21 protein-coding genes and 1 riboswitch are annotated in these 24,012 nt (G+C 52.0%); of the genes, 11 read left to right on the top strand and 10 right to left on the bottom strand.

Going from position 1 to position 24,012, the window contains the following annotated elements; translation table 11 throughout:
- Positions 1-71: 71 nt before the first annotated feature.
- Both AN477_RS14805 and AN477_RS14800 read right to left on the bottom strand, forming a co-directional pair.
- Positions 72-893, bottom strand: coding sequence for a LysM peptidoglycan-binding domain-containing protein (locus tag AN477_RS14805; RefSeq protein ID WP_054969944.1), 822 nt, complete (start codon positions 891-893; stop codon positions 72-74).
- 6 nt (positions 894-899) lie between these two features.
- A riboswitch (cyclic di-AMP (ydaO/yuaA leader) is annotated at positions 900-1,035 on the bottom strand.
- Positions 1,036-1,243: 208 nt separating this feature from the next.
- The gene (locus tag AN477_RS14800; protein WP_054969943.1) at positions 1,244-3,232 is read right to left on the bottom strand and encodes a S9 family peptidase; all 1,989 of its coding nucleotides are present in this window, start codon (positions 3,230-3,232) and stop codon (positions 1,244-1,246) included.
- An 88-nt stretch (positions 3,233-3,320) separates the two neighbouring features.
- On the opposite strand from AN477_RS14800, the gene AN477_RS14795 reads away from it, so the two are divergent.
- From AN477_RS14795 to AN477_RS14765, 7 genes are all read left to right on the top strand, one after another.
- Positions 3,321-3,833, top strand: a complete 513-nt coding sequence (locus tag AN477_RS14795; protein ID WP_054969942.1) for a mismatch-specific DNA-glycosylase — start codon at positions 3,321-3,323, stop codon at positions 3,831-3,833.
- Positions 3,834-4,121: 288 nt separating this feature from the next.
- The gene (locus tag AN477_RS14790; protein ID WP_054969941.1) at positions 4,122-5,153 is read left to right on the top strand and encodes a DUF444 family protein; all 1,032 of its coding nucleotides are present in this window, start codon (positions 4,122-4,124) and stop codon (positions 5,151-5,153) included.
- Positions 5,153-6,406 carry a SpoVR family protein gene (locus tag AN477_RS14785; RefSeq protein WP_054969940.1) on the top strand — a complete coding sequence of 418 codons (1,254 nt, stop codon included), beginning with the start codon at positions 5,153-5,155 and terminating at the stop codon, positions 6,404-6,406. The genes AN477_RS14790 and AN477_RS14785 overlap by 1 nt, the downstream gene beginning before the upstream one ends.
- Positions 6,403-8,298 carry a serine protein kinase gene (locus AN477_RS14780; RefSeq protein WP_054969939.1) on the top strand — a complete coding sequence of 632 codons (1,896 nt, stop codon included), beginning with the start codon at positions 6,403-6,405 and terminating at the stop codon, positions 8,296-8,298. The genes AN477_RS14785 and AN477_RS14780 overlap by 4 nt, the downstream gene beginning before the upstream one ends.
- Before the next feature lie 127 nt (positions 8,299-8,425).
- Complete coding sequence (locus AN477_RS14775) at positions 8,426-8,974, top strand: GNAT family N-acetyltransferase (protein WP_054969938.1); 549 nt, start codon at positions 8,426-8,428, stop codon at positions 8,972-8,974.
- 140 nt (positions 8,975-9,114) lie between these two features.
- Complete coding sequence (locus AN477_RS14770; RefSeq protein WP_245631842.1) at positions 9,115-10,461, top strand: extracellular solute-binding protein; 1,347 nt, start codon at positions 9,115-9,117, stop codon at positions 10,459-10,461.
- 479 nt (positions 10,462-10,940) lie between these two features.
- Positions 10,941-12,620 carry a DHA2 family efflux MFS transporter permease subunit gene (locus tag AN477_RS14765; RefSeq protein ID WP_054969936.1) on the top strand — a complete coding sequence of 560 codons (1,680 nt, stop codon included), beginning with the start codon at positions 10,941-10,943 and terminating at the stop codon, positions 12,618-12,620.
- Between the two features lie 76 nt (positions 12,621-12,696).
- On the opposite strand, the gene AN477_RS14760 is transcribed toward AN477_RS14765, so the two are convergent.
- Positions 12,697-13,812 carry a molybdopterin-dependent oxidoreductase gene (locus AN477_RS14760; protein WP_054969935.1) on the bottom strand — a complete coding sequence of 372 codons (1,116 nt, stop codon included), beginning with the start codon at positions 13,810-13,812 and terminating at the stop codon, positions 12,697-12,699.
- 105 nt (positions 13,813-13,917) lie between these two features.
- On the opposite strand from AN477_RS14760, the gene AN477_RS14755 reads away from it, so the two are divergent.
- Complete coding sequence (locus AN477_RS14755) at positions 13,918-14,793, top strand: SDR family oxidoreductase (protein WP_054969934.1); 876 nt, start codon at positions 13,918-13,920, stop codon at positions 14,791-14,793.
- Positions 14,794-14,799: 6 nt separating this feature from the next.
- Here the strand turns inward: AN477_RS14755 and AN477_RS14750 are convergent, their stop codons facing one another.
- From AN477_RS14750 to AN477_RS14740, 3 genes are read right to left on the bottom strand one after another with little or no spacing between them, the layout of a single operon-like run.
- On the bottom strand, positions 14,800-15,567 hold the full coding sequence (locus AN477_RS14750; protein ID WP_054969933.1) for an ABC transporter permease: 768 nt from the start codon (positions 15,565-15,567) through the stop codon (positions 14,800-14,802).
- The gene (locus AN477_RS14745; RefSeq protein WP_157061991.1) at positions 15,564-16,346 is read right to left on the bottom strand and encodes an ABC transporter ATP-binding protein; all 783 of its coding nucleotides are present in this window, start codon (positions 16,344-16,346) and stop codon (positions 15,564-15,566) included. Before AN477_RS14745 ends, AN477_RS14750 begins: the two co-directional genes overlap by 4 nt.
- A complete protein-coding gene (locus tag AN477_RS14740) occupies positions 16,343-17,098 on the bottom strand; it encodes an MBL fold metallo-hydrolase (protein WP_157061990.1) in 756 nt (251 codons plus the stop codon). Before AN477_RS14740 ends, AN477_RS14745 begins: the two co-directional genes overlap by 4 nt.
- A gap of 147 nt (positions 17,099-17,245) precedes the next feature.
- On the opposite strand from AN477_RS14740, the gene AN477_RS14735 reads away from it, so the two are divergent.
- Positions 17,246-17,719: a hypothetical protein gene (locus AN477_RS14735; RefSeq protein ID WP_054969931.1), complete on the top strand. Its 474-nt coding sequence runs from the start codon at positions 17,246-17,248 to the stop codon at positions 17,717-17,719.
- Between the two features lie 65 nt (positions 17,720-17,784).
- Here AN477_RS14735 and AN477_RS14730 read toward each other — a convergent pair whose 3' ends face one another.
- The 4 genes from AN477_RS14730 to AN477_RS14715 form a co-directional block, all read right to left on the bottom strand.
- Positions 17,785-18,711 (bottom strand): DMT family transporter, encoded by a 927-nt coding sequence (locus AN477_RS14730; protein ID WP_054969930.1) that lies wholly within the window; start codon positions 18,709-18,711, stop codon positions 17,785-17,787.
- 126 nt (positions 18,712-18,837) lie between these two features.
- Positions 18,838-19,092: a GIY-YIG nuclease family protein gene (locus AN477_RS14725; protein WP_054969929.1), complete on the bottom strand. Its 255-nt coding sequence runs from the start codon at positions 19,090-19,092 to the stop codon at positions 18,838-18,840.
- Between the two features lie 83 nt (positions 19,093-19,175).
- Positions 19,176-19,403, bottom strand: coding sequence for a hypothetical protein (locus AN477_RS14720; RefSeq protein ID WP_245631836.1), 228 nt, complete (start codon positions 19,401-19,403; stop codon positions 19,176-19,178).
- Positions 19,404-19,432: 29 nt separating this feature from the next.
- Positions 19,433-20,221, bottom strand: a complete 789-nt coding sequence (locus AN477_RS14715; protein WP_169787907.1) for a LytR/AlgR family response regulator transcription factor — start codon at positions 20,219-20,221, stop codon at positions 19,433-19,435.
- 327 nt (positions 20,222-20,548) lie between these two features.
- Here AN477_RS14715 and scpC point away from each other — a divergent pair, with 327 nt between their 5' ends.
- Positions 20,549-22,114 (top strand): succinyl-CoA:acetate CoA-transferase ScpC, encoded by a 1,566-nt coding sequence (gene scpC, locus AN477_RS14710; protein ID WP_425388186.1) that lies wholly within the window; start codon positions 20,549-20,551, stop codon positions 22,112-22,114.
- 61 nt (positions 22,115-22,175) lie between these two features.
- Complete coding sequence (locus tag AN477_RS14705; protein WP_054969925.1) at positions 22,176-22,511, top strand: hypothetical protein; 336 nt, start codon at positions 22,176-22,178, stop codon at positions 22,509-22,511.
- Positions 22,512-24,012 lie beyond the last annotated feature (1,501 nt).

Here is a 24,012-nt window from a genome sequence, read left to right as displayed (position 1 = left end):
CCGTAAAGTAGACTCGATGTCGCATAGACTTCTATTCTACCACGAACTCACTGACACGGGGCTCGAGTTTATCAGACACTAAATACCATGCTGTCGTACGTTGCCAAATACGGTTGCTTCCTTACCCAGCTTACGGCTGGCGTCTTACTCGGCGTGTAAAAGACGTAGGCACCCGGAACCAGGTCGGTATGGTTGTTCAAAACGGCTTGTGCTGCTTGAATACTTTGTGCGGACGGCGTATTGTAAATCGTTCCGTTCATGACAGGTGTGAACTGGTAGGCGCCGCTTGTCACCTGGAACACAACGCCCTGAACCGTATTCGGGTAGTTTGGGCTCTGGACACGGTGCCATACGACATCACCAACAGCAATTTTTGCCTGCAAGGATTGATTACCCGCCTCGGCGTTGATAATCCGGGCCATCCAGTACATATCTGCAGACGAAGCAGATGCGCTGGATGATGTTGGCGAGTAACTGAAACTTGGTGCGACACGGACCTTTCCTAAACCATTGGTGCCTCCCGGAATCTTCAGCGTCTGTCCAACCAACAGATGGGCTGGATTTACGCCTGGATTACTCGACTGGAGTGCTGCCAACGTAACCCCGAACTTCCGCGCAACCAGAAACAGCGAGTCACCTTGCTGCACCACGTAAGTACTCTGGCTCTGGGTCTGCGGAAGTTGTACCGTGGTTCCTACGAGCAGGTCTGCTGGATTTAAACTTGGATTGCTAGTTTCGAGGGCCGAAACAGAAACATTATGAGCAGCAGCAATTTTCCAAAGTGAATCACCAGGGTGCACAGTCACCGTTGCAGCCATTGCAGCAACAGGCATCAACCCGACCGTCAGCGACATGGTTACAACGGCAAGCGCAGTAGTTTTCCAGTGTTTCACATGAATTTCTCCTCTCGTTTTCGCTTCCGAGGTTAGTTGTCGGGTTCGGGTCACGAGGTCACCCGTCGCTGTGCGATTCACCCCAGGTCCAGATTGGACCTAAAATCCCCCGTACGCCGTCCCATCTGTGCATAGAAAAATCACAAACCAGTGACCATAGTGTCAAAGTCTGTGAACGATGGGTCGGAGCGATTCAGCGGTATGACGAAAGGGTAACATCGTTTCGGGTGCCAGGTCATTGGTAAAATGGTGGCACCCGATCCAATACACAATATGAATCCTTACTTGCAACAGATCCTGACTTGCAACAGAGCCTAGTTACGGCAGTTCTTACTTTCAGTCGAGCTGACTTACAGCCAGAAAGCATCCAGCGGATCGCCAAAAATGTGGTGGCAGAACCACGCATAATTCTGATGCATGATGGCACGGTTCCAGCCTGGCTTATCGGATCCATGTTGCATGCCCTTGAACACGACAAGCTGCGTCTCCACCCCGACGTCCTTTAAGCCCTGATAGAGTTCAAATGCATTTGGGAGCGGAACACGACTGTCTTTGTCTCCATGTTGAATCAGAGTTGGCGTTGCGGCCTGTTCGATATACGTCATCGGAGAGGTTTTCCGGTAGACTTCCGGATCTCGCCACGGCGTGTCGCCGAGGTAGTGTCTGGTAAACGGATGGATATCCGTGTTGACGTAGTATGTCACCCAGTTGCTGATACCCGCGCCGACAGACACCGCGCGAAACCTGCGGCTGAAGGTTGTACAAAAGGCGGAAATGTAACCTCCTTGGCTCCACCCCATCACACCGACCCGTTCGGGGTCTGCGAACCCAGCATGAACCAGTGATTCAACACCTGTTACGACGTCCTCGTAATCACCGATACCGAGATTCCGTTCGTTTAATGCGCGAAATGCCTCACCATAGCCGGAACTGCCTCGGTAGTTGGGCAACAGCACGATAAATCCCCGCTCAATAAACTGCTCAATAGGATAATATTTGTCCTGTGTCGGCGACGGGAAGGAAGCCCAGGTCGGTCCGCCGTGGACGACAACGAGCAGAGGGTAGCGCTTCGATGAATCAAAATCACCTGGTACGCAAAGAACACCCTCGATCTCACTTCCGTCCCTGCTCTGCCAACTGACTACTCTTCGCTCACTTACTTCGTGCGCCGTGTAGCGCTCTTGGAGGTCGGTAATCCGATGGCCGTCCACATAAACGTCAAGAGGTAAACTCCCTGTCGACTGGATGTATGCGACGGCGTGTCCATCAAGGCTCACGCTTGCTCCAAAAGCTTGTACACCATCACCCGTGACAACTGATGTCCGACTCCCGTCGAGCTCGATCCGTTCAATCCACCGATTCGTTCGGTTCTGCCACTGGATTACGATTCCAGCTTCTGTCCAAGCCACAACAGATAACTGTTCGTCGATGTCCACAGGCAATGATTGAATTTCCCCCGACAGCAAATGATAAATGACCAGCGCATTGTTGCGAAACATCTTGCCATCGCCCGTTCGGTGTGTAAAAACGAAGGATTCCCCGTCTGGCGAAAAGGCAACTTGGCCTTCAATCCGACCCTCGAGTTGGCCTGTGTGCAGGTGCACTACCTCTTTCGTGGCGACATCAAATCTGTACAGGGCGTATTGACTCATGTCTTCGAAATTCGGCGATGGCGCAGCAGAAAATACAATCGTTTGGCCATCCGGGGAGACATCAAACTCAAGTATATGGAGGTCACTCCGATCAACACAAAGCCTAGCCTCAGCTCTGTTTCCCTCATCTTCTCTCAGGGATTTGGGCATGCTGAAGCGGTCGTTATATTGACGCGCATTTTCGAGGTCGACGTAATAGAGGGTCTGTCGACCGTAATCCACGTCTACATACTCTATATCGCCATAACCCTCTTTACGTTTTTTAAGCGCTTCGTTCGGGCGTTGCGATAAAAAGTACACGCCGCAGCCGTCCGGTGAAAAGAGATACGAGCCGATACCATCCTTAGATGTGGTCACCTGAACTGTCCTTCCATCTTCCTCGGAGCGCACAAACAGCTGTGGTTTATGCTCCCCGTCGTCCTCAACCGACGATACATAGGCGAGTTGTTGACCGTCCAAAGACCACTGGGGGCGCGATCCGCCGTTCTTGTCGGAGGTCACGAGCACACGCTGGCGGGATGTTTTATCGTAAGACCAGACCAAGTCCAAATAACGGTTTTTATCCCAATCGGTGAGCCGCTCTACATAAGCGACTTTCCCCCCATCCGGACTGATGGCCAAACCCATATAGGTAGGAAGTGCCACCATTTCTTCGATTGAAAAATACCTTAGCTTCTCGTCTTGCATGACTCAGTCTCCCTCCAAGTTGGTATACTTTGTGATGGTGCACTAGCGCGATGGTGCACTAGCGCGACGGAACAAAAGGAGCAGCAACATGATTACAGAAAGACTGCGAACTGGCCTCTTGATCATCTTTGTCGGATTCAATCCCTCGCTCACTTCCTATGAGCGCGGGTTTAACTATGCCGGGCGAAACAACCGTTTTTATCGTGTGCTTTACGAGAGCGGCCTTACCGAACGTCTATATGCGCCAGAAGAGAGCCCAAACCTGCTGAGTGACTACGGCTACGGTTTCACGAATATCGTCGCACGTCCGACCGCTCGCGCTGACGAACTGACGTCATCTGAGTACGCAGAGGGCCGAATGATACTCCATGAGAAGTTGACGCGCTATCAGCCACGCATTGCCTGCTATGTTGGAAAAGGTGTCTATGCAGAGTTCACTCGTCGCCGACAGGGCGTGCTCTGGGGGTTCCAGGCGGAGTCCGTCATCGACAATGTCCTAGACTTTGTTGCTCCTTCAACAAGCGGCCTTGTCCGTATGACGCTCGCCGAGCAAGTCGACATCTACCGCCATCTGTCAGACCGTGTTGCAACCTTGAAATAGCCCGTCTAAACAGAAGTACTATGTACTCGGTACTCCTCACAATCGGTACTCCCCCTAATCGGGGCTCCTCACAAACGACGGCCCCCTCCCACTGCTTGGGGTTATCCCCTTCCTGATGACAGTATAACAGTCTGTCCGGTTCGATCCCTGTCAGGTGAGCAGTCCATCGTTAAAAAAGTCCGAAACCTTTGTGCAATTGTTGAATGTCTAGTTGCTCAACTGGAAATCATGACATTTAACGAGCCAGAATCGACTGAAAAGTTCGAACAGGAAATGGAGGTGAAACACGTGCCAACAGATCGAATGCAACGGAATGTAGAACGTCATCACGACAGACTGCGGGGCGCCATCAAAGAACAACTGCCCCAGATTATCGGCGGCGAAGATATCATTACCGCTCCAGATGGGAAACGGATTCGTATTCCTGTGCGTTACCTTGATGAGCCAAGGTTCATACCGGCTGCACCAACGCAAAGCCGTCCCACTGTGCAAGGAATCGGTAAGGGCAGCCCCGGAATCGGGCACAAAGACCCTGAAATTGAAGTTGAGTTGACAATTGAAGAGTTGTCAGAACTTCTGTTTGATGACCTAAAGCTCCCGCGTCTGAAGCCAAAGGCACATGAGGACGAACTCGTGGACACTCAAATTGAGGGAATCACCACGAGAGGGCCAAGAGGCAGGCTGCACCTGAAACGCTCTGTGATTGAACATCTCAAGCACGGCGGGAGTTGGCGCGAAGAGGACCTCCGCTACAAAGATGTGCGAACCAATCTGCGCGAGGTTACAAAGGCCGTAGTGGTGTTTGTTCGAGATGCCAGTGCAAGCATGGACGAACTGAAACGGTATCGCGTTCGAGCTGCCGCGTTTTGGGCCCTTCGGTGGCTGAAGAAACAGTACCAAAACTGCCAACCAGTCTTTATCCTCCATGACACCAAGGCTGAAGAGGTCGATGAGAAAACGTTCCTGAAGGCAACGGTCATGGGCGGAACCATGCTCTCAAGTGGTGTATTACTCGCATCGCAGGTCCTGTCAGAGCGGTTTCCAAGCGGCCAGTATAACCGCTACGTTCTCCACTTCAGTGATGGCGACAACTGGGCAAGTGATGACGCCGTCTTCGTGAAAGCAGTGAAAGACCTGCATGATGCAGTCGAAATGTATGCCTTTTGTCAGGTATCCCCGATTCACTTTGGCCGAGAGGCCGCTGCAGGTTCGTTGATCGCCAAACTCGGTGATGAGTTCCCGCGCGTCACAGCAGGACACATTTGGCGTAATGAAGAGGTATCGAAGTGGTTACAGCAAACGTTTGGAGGCGAGGCCTAATGGGATGGAGAGAGCGCCTTCCCGAGATCCGAAATGTCGCAGAAGCACTCGGACTGAAACCTCCAGAGACAAATTTCTGGGAGGTCAGCGCAGACCGATTGTATGCCATTGCTGCAGCAGGACTACCTGGACATTACGCACATTGGACGATTGGGCGTAACTACGAACAACAACGAACAAGCCATCAGCGCGGACGCGGCACGATTTACGAAATGGTCTGTAATCTTGATCCCTGTCAGGCATATTTACTGGATGAAAACAGTGATGAAATCCAGGAGTTCGTGGTCAGTCACGTCATGGGACACACGGACTTGTTTCGACGAAATATCTATTGTCAGCGGATGCGAGTCGATATGGATCAGGTTCTCCATGCTGCAAGCTTGCGTTTTCGAGCGTATGAAGCTGAGTACGGGATTGACGCCGTCGAATCGTTGCTTGACATCGCACACCCGCTCAAATTCCATGCACGGTTTGAAGAACTGGCCGAGCCGACCAGAGCAACCGGTGTCGCGGACGACAATTACAAGGGCCTGTTTCCGGCTGAACAAATTGATCCCTCAGACATTGAACGCGCCTTCCGTGAGAGAAAGCGCGGGGTTGAGCTCGGTATCGGTGAAACAGATATCCTGCGATTTCTCATTCGCCGCGCTCCCCTGGAGGAATGGCAAAGGGATGTGCTTAGTGTAGTCCGAGAGACCGGACTCTACTTTCAGCAGATTGCCCGAACCAAAATCCTCCATGAAGGGTTCGCAAGCTGGACACACAAACGGATTCTTAGCGAAATCTCATCCTCCGCCGTGCAAGACGCCTGGCTCAACGCCGGAGTCGCCGGTAATCCTGGAACCAACACACCCAATCCGTACTGGCTCGGACTGACCTTACTTGAATACCTGGAACAAAGCGGTGTCGATATTCTCGAACTGGCACGATGGGAGAGTGACGCAAGTCTTCTCGGAAGAATCGACGAAGCCTTCATTCACGACAATCAAATACTTCGTGAAGCACTGCGCGAATCGAAACTCAATTGGCGACAGCTTCGCGATCACATGCAACGGTTTGCGGCACAGTTACCAGCTGTGGAAGTGAGGATAAAGTCGGTGAGCAGCGATGTGCTTCGCCTGCAGGCAGATGTCGACGTTGATGCAAATTACGCGCAGCCTATTCTGAACGGGATTGCACGACTTTGGCACGGACGTACGGAGTTGGTTCAACCAAGCAACACATTATTGAATCAAGGAGTGCATGCATCGTGAACACGGCGAAACAGTACCTGTCGATGGACAAGCAGCCGCAACTATGGCGCGGTGACTTCGCGTCCTATCTGGAGCTTATCCTGGAACACAAGCAATTTGCTCGGAGTGCACACGCCCTTTTGTATGACGCCATCCTCGATAAAGGAATCGCGCTCAGCGCTGATGATGAGCCGCCTGTATACGGAGCGTTCCGGGATGAGATATTTGGTATCGACGATCCGATTGCTCAGTTAATGAGTGCGCTTCACGCGGGTGCAGAGGGGCTGGACATCCGACGCCGCATCATCCTTTTGATGGGCCCGCCTGGAAGTGCGAAAAGCACGATTGCGACGCGGATGAAGCGGCTACTCGAGGAATACACGCAGACACCGAAAGGTGCCGTGTACGCGATTGCAGACTGCCCCATGCATGAAGATCCACTGCATTTGCTGCCGCAATCGGCCCGAAAGCAGCTCCACCAAGACACAGGTATCCTTGTGGAGGGGGAACTATGCCCCGTTTGCCGGTATCGACTCGAACAGGCGGAAGGCGCGTGGTCGAGTATTAGTACCATTCCCGTAGAACAAATTGTCTTCAGCGAACAGCGCAAAGTCGGCATCGCTGCGTTTGCACCGAGTGATCCGAACAGTCAGGACATCAGTGACTTAGTCGGCGGTGTGGATATCGTTGCCCTTCAGCAGTACGGCGTCGAAAGCCATCCACTCGCCTGGCGCTTTGACGGTACGCTCAATATCGCCAATCGCGGCATCGCCGAACTGATTGAACTCCTGAAGTCGAAAGCTGAACTGCAGTTTTCATTGCTCACGCTGGCCCAGGAACGGCAAATCAAAGCCCCCCGCTTTGAGCTCATCAGTGCAGATGAGGTCCTGCTGGCCCACACCAACGAAGAAGAATATCGGCGCTTTGTCAGCGACCAGAAAAACGAAGCCTTGCAAAGCAGAACGTACATTATTAAGGTGCCGTACAACCTCAAATGGTCTGCAGAAGAACAGATTTACAGCAAGATGATGGGGAACCGCCTCGACACCCACATCGCGCCGTGGACACTAAAGGCGGCTGCCGGTTGGGCGTTATTGTCACGGTACGAGAAACTGGAGAAATACAGTCCGGAACTGAAGCTCAAGTTGTACGACGGACAGTTCGAAGGAGAATTCCGTCCTGCCCACCTGCGCGAAGTGAAAGAGCTGAGTCCACGGGATGGCATGTTTGGCGTCTCTCCGCGTCAGGTCGTCAACGCCTTGTCCCAAGCAATAGCTGCCTCACCGCACAACTGTCTGACACCGACCGATGCTTTAAAAGCGTTGCGTGAATCGCTCGACCATCACACGGGTGCGGAGAGTAAAGAAAAGCGCGATCAACTCCTTGGCGCTGTGGGCGCCATCCGCGCGGAGTACGACCGCTATGCGAAACAGACGGTCAGTCGGGCATTTATTGCCGCCTTCGAGTCGAGCGCTCAAGACATTCTGATTCGTTACTTAGACAGTGCAGAAGCCTCAATGCGGGAAGATAAACTGCGCGATCCGATTACGGGAGAATGGGTCGATCCCGATGAAAAACTCATGCGTTCCCTGGAGGACCTGATTGGTGTCTCGGAAGGGTCAAAGAAGTCATTTCGCGAGGAATTGCTCGTCCGCGTTGGAGCCATGGCGAGACATGGCAAGGAATTCCGCTGGGACAGCCACCCTCGTCTCAAGGAAGCCATCGAACAGCGACTGTTTGCGGATTTACAGGGGACCATCCGTACGACACTGAGCAGCAAAGTCCCAGATGAAGAGCAGCGAAGGAAGCTCGACAGCGTCAAGCGCAGGTTACAGGAACAAGACGGCTATTGTCCGCACTGTGCCTCAGCCATGTTGGACTATGTTGGGTACCTGCTCGAAAAGGGAAATTAAGCTGAATCAAAGGCAGTTGCCGGTGTTCTGCGGCAGCTGCTTTTTTTCTTGTTCGCAGCTTCTGGTTCAAAGGAATTGCGCATCAGTTGTCGAAAGTTGTGTCGACCGATCAACCAGGAGTGGTGAAATGCTGAAGCAAGGTTTACTTAAAGGAACAGCGATTTATCTGGACGCAATGCAAGAATCAGACCTCCAAATTGTGACGAGCTGGTACGGCGCATCCGACTTTCTTCGTCACCTTGACGCAATTCCCGCTGCCCCGCAGTCCCCGGAAAAGATTCGAGACTGGTACAAAAACCGGATCAACCAACAAAATGGATTTCTGTTCGCTGTTCGCCACCAAGATGATGACCGGCTGCTCGGGTACGTCGAACTCGACAGTATCCTCTGGTCGCACCAAGTCAGCTGGCTGGTGATTGCCATCGGTGAAGAATCAGATCGTGGCAAAGGCTACGGACGGGATGCACTAAATACGTTATTGCGGTTTGCCTTTGATGAACTCAACCTGCGCCGTATCCAACTGACTGTGTTCGCCTACAACAAAGGAGCAGTTCACCTATACGAATCTCTTGGCTTTCTGCGTGAAGGTACGTTTCGAAAGTTTTTGCACCGAGACGGCGATTACCACGACATGTACCTGTACGGTTTACTGAGGCAAGAGTGGCAAGCCATGTAAGGCGGAAATTACCATAACTACTTGTAGACAGGTTCAATATATCCTAGGATGAATATGTCAAGGTTCATCAGATTCTGCCGAATGATGTCAAAATTTCCTCGTCTTTAACGAGAACCGGGATAACAGGGGGATGAGTTGTGATGAACCGCAATCGTTGGATGGCCACCACGGCGACAGTTGCCCTCTCTGCTGCACTCGTCGCTGGCTGCGGAGTTCCACCAATTGCCAGCCCAAGCACCACCGGGAACAACACTCAACCAAATCAGGCAAATCAGGCAAATCAGGCAGCCAATCAGCAGACGAACGGTCAGGGCGGACAGGCCTCCACCGATCCGAATGCTACCATCACGTTCTATGAAGCTATGTCCGGATCGGCCGCAAGTGAACTGAACTCTCTGACGAACACGTTTATGAGTCAGCACCCTTCGATTCGTGTGAATCTTGTGTTTAACGGATCATTCACCACAGAACAGCAAAAGTTAAACGCTGCGATTGCCGCGAATCAACCGCCCACCATCGCAGAGGTTCGAGATACATGGGAAACAGATTACTACAATCAGGGACTCTTGCAACCACTTGGCGGTCTATTAAGCCAAGGTACAGTGTCTGACATGATTCCGGTTTTAAAGAACGACAATTCGTACAACGGGCATCTTGTGTCTGCACCATTCACAGTCTCAGCTGATGTTCTGTACTACAATACCGATGATTTCAGCAAGGCAGGCATAACCAGCCCTCCCACAACGTGGAGCCAACTTGAGCAGGACGCGATTCAAATCTCGAGGGCAACCGGAGTCCCGGGTCTGGGTTTTCAGGCCAACTGGCCGACCTTTGAGATGTTTCTGAACCAAGCTGGCGGTCAGGTTCTTTCAACGGATCAGAAACAAGCGTCACTCAACAGTGCAGCAGGTCGGAATACCTTGGCTTACTTGAACAAGCTGGTTAAACAAGACAGTGCTGCTTGGGTTGTTCCACCGGCCGGATACCTGTCGGACGGATTTAACACGAACAAGTATGCCATGACCATTGACTCCACAACATCGATACAGTTTATGACAAATAACAACACGCACTGGAGCGTCGCTCCGCTGCCAAAAGGATTGCAGTCTGCGGTCCCGGCAACAGGGACGAATATCGTTCTCTTCAAGGATGCAAGCGCGTCTGAACAACAAGCAGCGGCAGAGTACATCGATTTCCTGATGTCTAAAGATAACACCATCGGATGGGCTGAAGGCACGGGATATTTACCCGTTCGTCAAAGTGCCCTGACAGACCCCGCTTGGGAGTCATTTGTCAGCCATAATCCAAATGTTGGTATCGCACCGACAGAGCTTCAAGACGCCTATTTCTCACCAAGACTGACAGCATTGTCAGACGTTTCGGATGCACTAAATACACAGTTGGCCGCCTGTATCAATGGCAACCAGTCGACGACGGCTACACTTCAAAACATGACGACCATCGTGAATCAAGCCTTAAGCCATTAAGCGGGTCAGCTGCTTGGAGCGAAACACAGTGATTCAATCACAAATACGAAATACCCGTTTTTGTGTTCGCTGGCACGCGCTGTGATAAGAAAACCGCATAGAGAGAAAGAGACCTCAGTCTGGACCAGCCGTTTTGGTCCAGACTTTATTTTAGAAAAGGACTGAAAATGCCTGAAAATGACTTACAACGACTGGCCACCACCACTCCCTTTCTTAATCACAAGGTGATATTTCGAAACCCTCCGATTGCGGCGTATTCATCCTCGATTTGGATGGCACCTTATATGAAGAGACAAGTCACTTGGCTTTCTACGGTGAAAAGACGCTTACGATTTGAAGAACCGAGCAGAGGTCTTCGAAGCTGTTTGCACGGGTACGAGCTTGACAGTGCCTAAGCGGAGGTCTTATACTCCTTCGTGCTAATATTTTTGCCAAGATAATATTTAACGATCAAACCAGTTATTGAAGGAAGGGTTGGCATGTCTGAGGCACAAACCATAGGCAATCATGAATCAAACGAAATCCACAAAGGCCCCATCTTGGGCGTACTCATATTTGGGGCCTTCGCAGCAATTCTGAACCAGACCCTCCTGAACGTGGCAATCCCTCACCTAATGACAGCGTTCAACGTTTCCGCCGATACAGTTCAGTGGTTATCGACAGGCTACATGCTCACCAATGGTGTACTAGTTCCGATTACGGCGTTCTTGATTGGTACATTCACCACGAGACAGTTGTTCATTACGGCCATGAGCAGTTTTACCCTTGGCTCGCTCATCTGCAGCGTTGCACCCTCTTTTACCATCATGATGTTGGGGCGGGTAGTCCAAGCTGCCGGCGCGGGCGTAATGATGCCGCTGATGATGACCGTGGTGTTGAATCTCTATCCTCCCGAGGTTCGCGGAAAAGCCATGGGTACCATCGGAATTGCGATGTTTTTCGCACCTGCTGTCGGACCCACCCTCTCTGGCTGGATGCTTGAAAACTGGTCCTGGCGGTTGTTGTTTTACGTCGTGATTCCACTCGCCATCCTCGACATTATCTTGGCCATGGTTTATTTGAAAAACGTTACAGAACGCTCCAAACCTACGTTCGACACCCTTGGTTTCATTACGTCGACGCTTGGTTTTGGCGGGTTGTTGTATGGGTTTAGTGAGGCAGGCAACAAGGGATGGGGGAGCGGTGAAGTTCGGGTCTCACTCATTCTCGGGGTTGTGTTTATCATCCTGTTCATTATTCGTGAATTTACCGCCAAGAAGCCAATGCTCAACCTGCGTGTCTTCAAGTACGGCAGATTCAGTCTGTCAGCGGCTGTCAGCTCGGTCGTCAACATGGCGATGTTCGGCGGCGCAATTCTAACACCTATCTACATCCAAAACATCCGTGGGTATACATCTCTGCAATCTGGCCTGTTGTTACTTCCGGGTGCGATTCTGATGGGCATTATGTCGCCCGTGTCTGGCGCATTGCTCGATCGCATCGGCATCCGCCCTCTAGCCATTGTGGGATTGCTCATCACGGTCATTACAACGTACCAGTTCACGCACCTGACCATGACAACGAGTTACAGTCATGTGATGGTGCTGTACACGTTCCGGATGTTCGGGATGTCGTTCTTGGCCATGACCATTATGACGTTTGGCCTTAACGCCTTGCCAAGGCAGTTAAACAGTCATGGTACAGCGGCTTCGAACACAGTTCGGATGATCGCGGGTTCCATCGGAACTGCATTTCTCGTAACGACCATGACCAACCAATCTTACGTTCATTACGGACGAATGGCGGACAGCCTGTCTCTATTTAACCCGCAGTTCTCGAATATCATCAATGGCATCAGCCAAGCTGCCGCCAACGCACTTGGTGTCCCGCTGCAACAGGGCACGAGTACTGCAACGGAGCTCATCTATGGAATGGTCATGCAAAGGGCGACCGTGAGCGGTATTAATGACGCCTATCTTGTCGCCACGGGGTTGTCAGCGCTCGCCTTGTTCATGGCATTATTCCTGCGCAGGCCGAAGGCAGATGCAGATGCAGCCAAGGAAAGACGGCGCCGCCAAAAAGCAGGTGCAGATGCACCTTCGCCGACGCCTAGCCCAGCTCGCGCATTGCCTGCAAGCATGACACGGACCCTTCCGCCGGCACGTCAAACGGACTATTGACGTGCCGGGTTTGCAGACCATTCGTGTTACGTCGTGATTCGACATCGATCAAGTCGATCAAGTGATCAGACATCGATCAAATGGAAGTGCCGATGTAGGCTTCGTTCGGGTAGCCTCTGTATTCCCAATAGCCGGTTAACGGTTTGTCGCTGAACTCGACTTTATTTACCCACTTAATGGACTTGTAGCCGTACATCTTTGGCACAACCAAACGCAGTGGAAACCCTTGTGGTGTGGAGAGCGGTTTACCGTCCAACTCGTAAGCAAGCAGGACACTTTTGTCGAGCGCTTCAGGCAGCGACAATGATTCTGTGTATTGCCCGTCAAAGGAATAGAAGTGCACGTATTTGACATTCGAAGACAGTCCGACCATCGCCGTGATGGTTGAAAGGTGGATACCTTTCCAGTGCACGCCGGCCACGCTCCACCCTGTCACGCAGTGAAAGTCCTCTTTTTCTGACACTGCTTCGAGACTAGCAATCTGTTGCCAACTCAGCGTCAACGGTTTCGTCACCAATCCGCCGATGTGCAGTTGATACGATGACAAGGTGGTCGTGGGATACCCATTTGTCACTGTGTAATATTCTGCGAACGATCCGGTCGCTTGTGCGCCTCCACCCCCTCCTGGCGTGACAACAACCTTCCACAAACGCACCGGATCGATCACCGTCAGTACCACCGTTCCCACCACGCCGTAGCCGAGCCACCGTACGAACTGCCTTCGTTCCGGGTCGACATACCCATTAAATCCGTGATTCGCCGGGCGATAGCTCAAGGCTTTGTAAATGCCATGGATGATGAGCCAGCCGCCAAGTACGTACGAGATCCATCCGTGCCAACGAAAAGCGAGGCTGCGCCAGGTCGTTGGAAACCATGTCACTTGCCAAAGCAAAATCCCGGTGAGGACAATGACAGTCCCAAGGGAGAGCGGAAATATCCAATCAAGCCTCCGGATAAGTTTGCCGACAGGGAGCCTCGCTATCAACGGGACAAGCAGGGTCACGCCAAAAATAATGCCTAACACAATGTGAATGCGGTAAATGGCCGGCAGGTACGGAATCAAAGCAGTATGAACCGGCTGCCAGAACAATGCAACTCCTGAGCAAATCAGGAGAATAAACGATACGATGGAGTAGTAATGTAGTCGCACCATCCACCTCGGCCACTTTCCGTGTTTCAGCCACCGCAGCATCACCAGCCCTCCTTCCTCATAATTCAGATATATCACAAGAAGCGTCCGCCGTCCGCATAAGTCTCCCATCGAGGATCACTCTAAGGTCTGAAAGGGGTGTGACCTGTGCGAAAAGAAGACGTACCGAACTTCCCAAATCAATTTCCAGCTCAACATCAGGTCAATCAGCCGGGACTCGAAACAGAGATGTCCCCACAGCCTGTTTTCATGTGGCAAGATGACAAAAAAAGCGGTCTACTGACCGGTTCCACGGCACTCATCACCGGTGGGGACAGCGGCATTGGGCGCGCTGTGGCTTTGGCCTTTGCGAAAGAGGGGGCCGACATTGCTATCGTCTACCTGAACGAGCACGAAGACGCCAAGCAAACCAAACAAATGGTAGAGTCCATGGGCCGCAAGTGCCTGTTGCAAGCGATGGATGTCGGCGAAGAGGAAAACTGCATTGAAGCGGTTGCGAAAACCATCCAGACTTTCGGACAGATGGACATCCTCGTGAACAATGCCGCTGAGCAACACCCTCAAAACGGTATTGAGTACATCAGCAAACATCAACTCGAGTCCACGTTTCAGACCAATGTCTTCTCCTTCTTTTATATGTCTAAAGCTGCGCTCCCACACCTGCAGTCGGGAAGCACCATCATCAATACGGCATCGGTCACAGCCTACGAAGGAAACAAGACTCTCATCGATTACTCAGCCACTAAGGGTGCCATTGTCACCTTTACACGCTCACTGGCTTTGTCCCTGGCCCCGCGCCAAATTCGTGTCAATGCCGTCGCTCCAGGTCCAATTTGGACGCCCTTGATTCCATCCACATTTGATGCCAATCAAGTCATGTCTTTCGGTGCCGACACTCCGCTTGGGCGCGCGGGGCAACCGGTCGAGGTTGCCCCGGCATATGTCTATCTCGCATCGCGTGCAAGTACCTACGTTACCGGGCAGGTCATCCACGTGAACGGAGGCACGATTGTTGGTTCATAGCTGTCGTTATGCTTCGCGATGTGTAAATGCCTGTAGCAGCTGCATGTGACGATTAAACAGACTGTTCTTGGTCATGTATCCGAGTGTGATGCTCGTAATCGCTGCCGCACTCAGGATGGCGAACAGAATCAGCAGCTGGTAGCGAACGGCTGTAACCGGATCCTGTCCGGCCAAGATTTGACCAGTCATAATGCCAGGAAGTTGAACCAGGCCTGTCGTCTTCATGGAATCCACAGTCGGAATCATACTCGTCCGAATCGCACGATTGACCACATGACGAATGGCCTGAGGAGGTGTTGCGCCGAGCGAGAGGAGGACATTGACTTCCTCTCGTCTGTTCTTTGTCTCCGAAACCAGGTTATTTAGAAACAACGATGACAGCACCATCGAGTTCCCGGTCATGAGCCCCGAGAGTGGAATTACGTACTGAGGCGTCCATGGAATGATGCGCACAAGCAGCAAGAAACCAATGGTCACGAATGTCGTCAGTGAGATGGCAATGGTCAATCGCCACCAAACGCCAGGAATTTGACGCCCGCGTCGACGAGCGTTCTCTACTGCCACCGCAATCATGATGAGAACCATCAACACCGTGTACAGAGACGATTTTGACGTGAACACCCACTTCAGGATGTACCCGACAATCAGCAGTTGGATCGTAGCCCGGACAACCGACACCACGATATCGCGCTCAATGCCGAGCCGTTGCCAAAGTGCTACCGCAAATGCAACAGCGACAAACGCCAAAGTGAGCGAAAGTGACAGCAAACTCATGCCTCTTCGCCTCCCCCGTCTGTGTCATCCAATTCAGCGTCTTTGTGATGAATGAAGGACCGAGCCTGTTCGGTCTCCGGACGCGTAAAGAACGTCTTTGTATCATTCGCCTCCAAGAGCTCACCCGCTTCCACATACCACGTGATATCGCCCAATCGACGTGCTTGATCAAGGTGGTGAGTCACCCACAAAATCGCAGCACCTGATTTTGCTTTCCAGTCTGTAATCAATTTTTCAACGACTTGAGTCGATGAAGGGTCGAGCGCAGAGGTTACCTCGTCAAGCAGAAGAATCGATGGGCCATTTAAAATGGTGCGAACAAGCGCGATCCGCTGACGCTGTCCCCCGGACAACTCTTCCACACTGCGTCCCAGCAGATTCGCCGGAAGGTCAACCGCCTCCATCCATTCTTCCGGATTCTTCAGCCGTTCTCCCCGCAGCTGAGGTCCGAGTTCAAGGTTATCTTGGACCGTCCCAGGAAACAAAGTGGGTGTCTGAAAAGCCATACCGACAGTTTGACGCAGCTTTGGAATAGACCACTGCCGAACTTCCCTTCCATTGATGTACACCTGACCTTCATCCGGTGTTAACAGCAGGTTGCACAGCGACAAGAGGGTACTCTTTCCCGATCCTGACGGACCGACCAGCGTCAACGTCTTCCCAACTGGCACCTCGCCGCTGATTCCACGTAAAACGTGCGTCGGCTGATTGCGTTCCACGAATGTTTTCGTCACACCTTCAAAGCGCACGGCGGATGCCGCGTGTGCCTCATCTATCAAATCTGTTGACCTCCAACCTGAAGAATCATACGGTGCTGTGCCAAGGTTACCGGCCCATGGTACGTCTCCATCGCCTGTGTAATGAGATCTTGATGGTTCCCATAGTGCGGCAAGTGCGTTAAAACGAGCTGTTTGACATCCGCTAGACCCGCCATTTGACCTGCCTGGGGTGCTGTGACGTGTCCTGGGCCTTTAGCTTCTTTCTCCTGACCCTTGTACATACTTGATTCGCACAAAAACAGGTCAGCATTCTTGGCTAGGGCAATCACGGGTTCTGAATACGCTGTGTCTGCGGAGAAGACAAACACCTCTCCACTGTATTCAATCCGAACCGCGAGACAGGGCACCGGGTGAATCGTTGGCGCAAAGGTCACTCGGACGCCGTCGATCTGGATCTCCGATGTGGCATTCACGATATGTACGTCTGCCAGCGGTTCCTTCGAAAGGTCCCTCATTCTTTCTTCGGACCCCTTTAACATGTACATCGGCAAAGGTCTTTTACGCTTGCCCATCAGCCTCGCCAGCAAAAGTGCGTAAGTCAAGACACCGAAATCCGCTGTGTGGTCATGGTGGTGATGTGTAACGATGAGTGCGGTCAGTTCAGGAATGGCACATACATCAAGCAGCTGCGCGAGTACACCGGATCCAACGTCAACTAAAATTTTGTGTTTGTCGGTCTCAACCAGCAATCCCGTCGTCGCCTGGCCAGCTTCAGGGTACGCACCCCAACAGCCGAGCACATGAACATTCATCACTCTGCATCACCTCTTTCATCGATTTCAAATCCGCGTCCAATCCGTTGCAAAGGAGATCTTCCGGCAACCCATCACAACTTGAGGCGAATGCCCATATGAATACAGCATGTTGCGTCAGCGCAGTATCCGGGAGGGGGGAAATATGTGTTTTATGGGTCTGAACACTATGCCATTGCTGCGAACGTGATTCGCTATCTCGACATGAGCATTCTCGCGGAACAAGTCTTCTGCTCCATTGTAGCAGAGATGCAGAACGACCCGAACTTGCGCGACCGAGGCGCATGGTCGGTACTTGAACAGGCGAATCGGGCGACAACCTATTACAGGAGCACTGCAGGGGGTCATCTGCGTCGTCTGTTGTGGGGAGCCGATGCCGATACCAGTGAGCTCTTTTCGTTAACGGTAGGCTGTTTGGTTGAAGCCAAAGCCCACGATAAAGAAGCAGAACATGCCCTCGTCGATCTCGATGACGATCCGGCAGTGAACCGACCGATGTTAAATGCAGCACTCAAGTGGCACAGCCGGCGCAAAATAGAACTCAAGCATACCGCGCTTGGTCTTAGAGCCGCGTTACCACGAGACGTCTGGGAAACGGGTGTTGCACTGGCGAAACACTGAAGGGACTCCCTCTCCCCGCATACGCGGGTGGAAGGAGTCCCCAGGCTGTTACGACCAGTATACGTTTATCGCCCGTCTTGCAGCGGAGCATCCGATGCCCTCGCATCAGCAAAGGACAGTTTAGATTTTGCTTTTGCGTTGACAAGATAGATTCCTAACGCGACAAAAACAAGCCCGACTAGTAAATACAGCGTAAATCGTTCATGGAGAAAGACAATTCCGATGAACACAGACAAAATGGGGACGAAAAACACATACGACGTAACCCGGCTCACCTCACCGCGATGCACTAAGGTAAACCATACAATCCAGGACAGGGAAACTCCGATGAAGCACGAGTAAATCAGGCTGATGAGAAGCGGGATCGTCCAATGGATCGCTGAGAACGATTCACTGAAAGCACTACTTGCAAGCAGACCCACACCACCCAAGACAAACTGCAACGCAACCAGCCATGTCATGTTGACCCTGCCTTGAACGCGTTTTGAGTAGACCGTTCCAATCGCCCAAGCAAATCCACCGCAAATCGCAAGGATCACGCCGATTGGAGACGTGTGCCCTGCGATGCTCCCGAGGCTGACTGCCGCCACACCGAGAAATCCAGCGCACAGGCCAATGACCTTTCGGACAGTCAATTGCTCACCGAGGAACATCCAAGCCATGACACCTGCAAGGATCGGTTGCAGATACACAAGCACGGAAAGCAACCCGGACGGCAAGAACTCCATCCCAACCGTCTGCAACCCGAAAAACAAAAAAGCGTTAAATATTGCGGAGATAACGTAAACGTGCCAATACTGACGAAACTGGGGACGCGTTCCATTGAAGGCGGCGACAACCACCAACGCTAAGCCGCCGATGAGCGTCCGTAACCCAGCAAAAATCAAGGGCGGCGAGTACATGAGGCCAATTTTGATAAAGGCCCACGAGAATCCCCACATCAAAACCAGAGATACAACGAGAACTCCCGTAGACAGCAACCACTTCTTCATGTCTGTTCATCCACTTCTTTCTGAGGTCGTGTCTAATCTCATGAGTTCCACTTCTGTCTTAGGTCGTATCTAATTCTCATGAGTTCGCAACTGCATTCTTAGGAATGACAGTCTCGTGCACAGCTGCTATTGCTCATATTGGTCAATGAGACGCTGCTTTTCGCGGCGTTGCATCCGCTTGATCTCGACCTCTCTCTTCAGTGCCTGTGATTTATCTTCGTAGCTTTCGACGAGTTTGAGGGCGACTGGGCGCCGGCTGCGCGTGTATTTTGCACCCCGGCCTGTGTTATGGGCGGCAATTCGCTTGTCTACATCCGTCGTCCACCCGGTGTACAAGGAGCCATCTGCACACTCCACAACATAAACATAGTGACGTGTCATCACCCCGTCACTCCTTCAGACCACAATTCTAGACCCGAAACTCCAAATTCGAAACTCCAGACTCGAAACTCCAGATACGAATTCTAGATTCGAAACTCTACCTCACGAATCTCAGGAACTTCAAATGGGCGGCCCTCGGCCTCACGCTCGCGCAGGAACTGCATGACGTATTTCCTGGCGTCTGTATAAGCATGCTCTTTGTTCTGACGCAGAATCTGGCAGGACGGAACCTCAGCACACGTAGCGACATACATTCCATCCGGCATCGGATACAACGTGATATGAAGTTGAAATGTCTTTTGTTCTGACACAGACATCATTCCTTTGATGAGAGTATAGGCTAAAAACCCAGCCTGTTTCGAACCAATCGCACGTATGATTGGCTCACTGGCAACTTCTGTCCAGTCGGTTTAGACAACGTAATGGACAGTGGAACTGAGAGATCTCGACTGATGTGGTCTATCATATCAATGTTGACAATATACGACCGATGGATCCGTAAAAATGACATGGGTAACATGGCTTCCAAGGACTGAAGCGTATGAATTGTAGTATAAGCCTCGTCTTTGGTGTACATCCAGTTTCGCTTATCCTTACTTTCAAAGTATGCGATCTCGCTGACGGGAATCGGTCTCCAGGATTCTCCTTGCTGCCCTGTAATGTATGAAGATGGCTCAACCGAAGGGTCGAATCGGACTGGAGGGCTTACCAGCCGGGACCCCTGTCTCAGTTGCGGAAAGGCGGGTAAACCCTGACGAACAGTCTCAAAGTTCGCACCTCCAGGGCGAAACACATTGGCCTGACTCTCACTCATCGGCACCGCGTTCGGTGGATAGATGACGGTCACTGCCCCCCTTGTGTTCTCCAAATGAAAAGGGTACCCCCTGCCAAAGTAAGGGACCCCGAACAAGGATGCGTCTATAAAGCCCTCAATACTGGCCTTTTGTGTGACAACACGTGCAGCGATGCTTCGCGGCGGTATTGTAGACCCCGGTTGAATATGAATATCGTATTCGCCTGGTCGGTAGTCTAGATATTGATATTCATTAGCCACGGCAATCGACGCTTCTGGCGGCAGGAGGTCCCGAAGTATTTGACTGATCTGTACCCACAATGCGTTGTCGTCCAAGGTGGTCCCCTCCATGTTGCAAACCTCTCAGAGTTCAAAACCTATCACTTGGTCAAAGGTGCGTCCATATGAATCAGTTGTCCAGTTCGGTTTAGCCAGGGCTTAATCCGTCCATACAGCCTATGACATATTTAAGCAAGTGGCATCAGCCAGATCGGAAGCACCTACGCGAGATACTTCATCTGAGCTATAGCCTAAATAGGCATTTTGTTCATCCGTTCTATGTTGATTTTGTCGTCAAATAACAGCGTCTGTCAAGAACACCAGACAAATCAAAAGCTGGTTTGTATATTTCAGAATAGACGAAATGTAAACGGTTACTTGGAGATGATGAACATGTATGAGGAGCGGATCCGACGGCCCGACTTGCGCTCTCGAATTATCAGCGCCGATGAGGCGCAAAACATGATTCAGGACGGCATGACAGTGGGCGTCAGCGGGTTTACCCGGTCTGGAGATGCGAAAGCGGTCCCACGTGCACTAGTCAGACGGTTGGAGCAAACAACAGAGCCAATGAAAATCAATCTGTATTCCGGAGCATCGCTTGCTGACACAGACACTCTCCTCGCTGGGCAGAATGTGACGCTGCGCCGCCTTCCATATCAGAGCGATGCTGCGCTGCGAAGTCAAATCAACCGCGGTGAGGTTGCATACATCGATCAACACCTCAGTCACACAGCTGAGTGGGCTCGCAGCGGCCTTCTTGGCGAGATGGATCTTGCAATTATCGAAGCGGTCGCCATCACGGAAGACGGCGGGATTGTACCGACGACCAGTGTTGGAAACTCTCCGGTGTTCGTTGAACAAGCGAAAAAAGTCATTGTGGAACTCAATATGGCTATCCCTGCCGAATTTGAAGGCATTCATGACATCTATCTGCCAGAAAAGCGACCGCATCGGCAACCCATTCCACTTGTCTCAGTCCAGGACCGGATCGGAAGGGCCTCTATTCCCTGCGATCCTGACAAGATTGCGGCGATTGTCATCACCGACGAATGGGACTCGCCATCAACAATTGTTCAACCGGATATGGAAACACAGACCATGGCCAATTATATTCTCGAGTTTTTGGAGAATGAAGTACGAGAGGGTCGACTCCCGAAGAACCTGGCTCCACTGCAAAGCGGCGTCGGATCGGTAGCCAATGCGGTATTAAGCGGACTTAAGACTTCTTCGTTTGAGAACCTTGAAATCTACACCGAAGTCATGCAGGATGCCGTATTTGAGCTCTTTGAGGCTGGTAAAGTAGCGTTCGCCTCAAGTTGCTCATTTACCTTGTCCGAGACAATGATGCACAAAATCATTCCTGATATTGAAAAGTACCGGAGTAAGGTCATTTTGCGGCCGCAAGAGATATCCAATCACCCTGAAATCGTCCGTCGGCTCGGTGTCATCGCCATCAACGCAGCACTAGAGGTCGACATGTACGGCAATGTGAACTCGACTCACATCCGAGGCACCCATATGATGAACGGCATTGGCGGATCCGGTGACTTTGCCCGTAATGCAGGCATCGCCATCTTCGTAACCAAGTCCATTGCCAAAGGCGGTGCTATTTCGAGTATCGTTCCCTTTGTGTCTCACGTTGATCACACTGAACACGATGTCGATGTCATCGTCACCGAGCGGGGACTGGCCGACTTACGCGGCCTATCGGCTCGCGAGCGAGCAGAGGTTATCATCGAAAAACTCGTCCACCCTGATTACCAGGATACACTCCGAGACTACTTTGAACGCGCAACCGCAAAAGGCGGAAATACACCACACCTGCTTCAGGAAGCGTTCAGTTGGCACGAGTGCTTCGAGGAGACAGGCGATATGCGGAATGTCCTCATCTGGAAAGACGATCTGCTTGCACATCTCCACCACACGCCGGTATCGCTTCCGGTGTAATCAGTTCCCAGCTTACTTCTGTTTAAGATGCGTGTACGGGAGAGGACTGGTCTGGGAGGCCGTGCCCTCCATAAGGGGCGGTAATTATCCTGCACCGCACGAACCTGGCGCATGGCGTGAACCTGGTGCACAGCGTGAACCTCGCGGACAGCGTGAACCTGGTGCAGAGCGTGAACCTGGTGCACAGCGTGAACCTGGTGCACAGCGTGAACCTGGTGCACAGCGTGAACCTGGCGGACAGCGTGAACCTGGTGCAGAGCGTGAACCTGGCGCAGAGCGTGAACCTGGCGCACAGCGTGAACCTGGTGCACAGCGTGAACCTGGTACACAGCGTGAACCTAGCGGACAGAATTTCTTCTGCTGCGGTGATAACGAACAAAGTTGCCGCATCGCCTGAATGGGAAGGAACAAATCTTCCTCTCTTGCTCCGTTTTCACATAGCGGCTCACATTTTAGCGTACAGGACTTCCCTTGTTGCCTCGGTTCGCCGGCTTTCGAGGGCTGCGAACCCCTACAAGGGACATTCTGTTCGTTGTTCCGTCCGTACTTACCCGGAATCAGCCGTCAACGAACATTCTTTCCCTTATCTCCCCATCCTAAGGAACCCCCTGCAACGCCACTTAACTTCCGGTTGCAACGGGCAGGCCACAGGCCTGCCTTCCACATCCGGTTTTGCTTCTGATGTTATACTCCTGCCTCTCATTCGCTGTTGTCCTTTGTCTTACTATTCTCGATGACCTCACACTCACAGCTGTCAAAGTCAAAGCATAATGCAAAGACAAAGCGTAGAAGGTGCGCGCCTTCGCGCGCGAATCAATCAGGACAGGACGCACCGAGCGAGGTCTCTGGCCCGGCCCGGCACGGCACGGCGGTACAAACGAATCTTCCTCTGTCTGCCATATAACGGACAAAAGTGCCGCATCACGCAGATGAGAACGAACAAATCTTCCTCTCTTGCTCCGTTTTCACATGGTGGCTGACATTCTAGCGCACAGGACTTCCCTTGTTGCCTCCGTTCACCTACTTTTGAGGGCTGCGAACCCCTACAAGGGAAGTCCTGTTCGTTGTTTCGTCCGTACGTGCCTAAAATCAGCCATCAACGAACATTCTTTCCCTTATCTGCCTAGCCTAAGGCCCCCCTGCAACGCCACTTACCTTACACGTGCAGCGGGCAGGCCTCAGGCCTGCCTTCCACATCCTCTTTTGCTTCTGCTTTTATGCTTGTGCCTCTCATTCACTGTTGTCCTTTGTATTACTATTCTCGATGGTCTCCCAGCTTTCAAATTCAAAGCAAAATGCAAGAGACAAAGCGTAGAAGGTGCGCGCCTTCGCGCGCGAATCAATCAGGACAGGACGTACCGAGCGAGGTCTCCGGCCCGGCGGTACAAACGAATCTTCCTCTGTATGGTCCATAACGAACAAAAGTGCCGCATCGCCTTAATGGGAACGAACAAATCTTCCTCTCTGGCTCCCTTTGCACATGGTGGCTGGCATTTAGCGCACATGATTTCCCTTGTTGCCTCCGTTCACCTACTTTTGAGGGCTGCGAACCCCTACAAGGGAAGTCCTGTTCGTTGTTTCGTCCGTATCCGCCTGGATTCAGCCATCAACGAACATTCTTTCGCTTATCTGCCTAGCCTAGGGAACCCGCTGTATCGCCATTTAGCCCGCGCGTGCGTCGGGCAGGCCACAGGCCTGCCTTCCACATCCTCTTTTCAAAGTATCGAACAAAAGAATAGAAGGTGCGCGCCTTCGCGCGCGAATCAATCAAGACACAACACAAAAAGAGCCCAGCATCTCTGCTGAGCCCTCTGTGTTACTCACTTGCCTGGCAACGTCCTACCTTCCCAGGAACTCGCGCTCCAAGTATTATCGGCGCTGGAGGTCTTAACGGTCGT

Source organism: Paenalicyclobacillus ferrooxydans (genome assembly GCF_001399675.1).
In the GTDB taxonomy this organism is placed as follows: Bacteria; Bacillota; Bacilli; order Alicyclobacillales; family Alicyclobacillaceae; genus Alicyclobacillus_B; species Alicyclobacillus_B ferrooxydans.
Note: the sequence above shows the minus strand (reverse complement) of the source record. Positions and strands in the feature narration are given on the sequence as shown.

Bases quoted from the DNA above. Each gene is read 5' to 3' on its own strand.
- AN477_RS14750 (WP_054969933.1), bottom strand. From the start codon at position 15,567: ATGAGTTTGCTGTCACTTTCGCTCACTTTGGCGTTTGTCGCTGTTGCA.
- AN477_RS14775 (WP_054969938.1), top strand. From the start codon at position 8,426: ATGCTGAAGCAAGGTTTACTTAAAGGAACAGCGATTTATCTGGACGCA.
- scpC (WP_425388186.1), top strand. From the start codon at position 20,549: ATGATGAACATGTATGAGGAGCGGATCCGACGGCCCGACTTGCGCTCT.
- AN477_RS14730 (WP_054969930.1), bottom strand. From the start codon at position 18,711: ATGAAGAAGTGGTTGCTGTCTACGGGAGTTCTCGTTGTATCTCTGGTT.
- AN477_RS14770 (WP_245631842.1), top strand. From the start codon at position 9,115: ATGAACCGCAATCGTTGGATGGCCACCACGGCGACAGTTGCCCTCTCT.
- AN477_RS14795 (WP_054969942.1), top strand. From the start codon at position 3,321: ATGATTACAGAAAGACTGCGAACTGGCCTCTTGATCATCTTTGTCGGA.
- AN477_RS14760 (WP_054969935.1), bottom strand. From the start codon at position 13,812: ATGCTGCGGTGGCTGAAACACGGAAAGTGGCCGAGGTGGATGGTGCGA.
- AN477_RS14800 (WP_054969943.1), bottom strand. From the start codon at position 3,232: ATGCAAGACGAGAAGCTAAGGTATTTTTCAATCGAAGAAATGGTGGCA.
- AN477_RS14785 (WP_054969940.1), top strand. From the start codon at position 5,153: ATGGGATGGAGAGAGCGCCTTCCCGAGATCCGAAATGTCGCAGAAGCA.
- AN477_RS14725 (WP_054969929.1), bottom strand. From the start codon at position 19,092: ATGACACGTCACTATGTTTATGTTGTGGAGTGTGCAGATGGCTCCTTG.
- AN477_RS14740 (WP_157061990.1), bottom strand. From the start codon at position 17,098: ATGAATGTTCATGTGCTCGGCTGTTGGGGTGCGTACCCTGAAGCTGGC.
- AN477_RS14765 (WP_054969936.1), top strand. From the start codon at position 10,941: ATGTCTGAGGCACAAACCATAGGCAATCATGAATCAAACGAAATCCAC.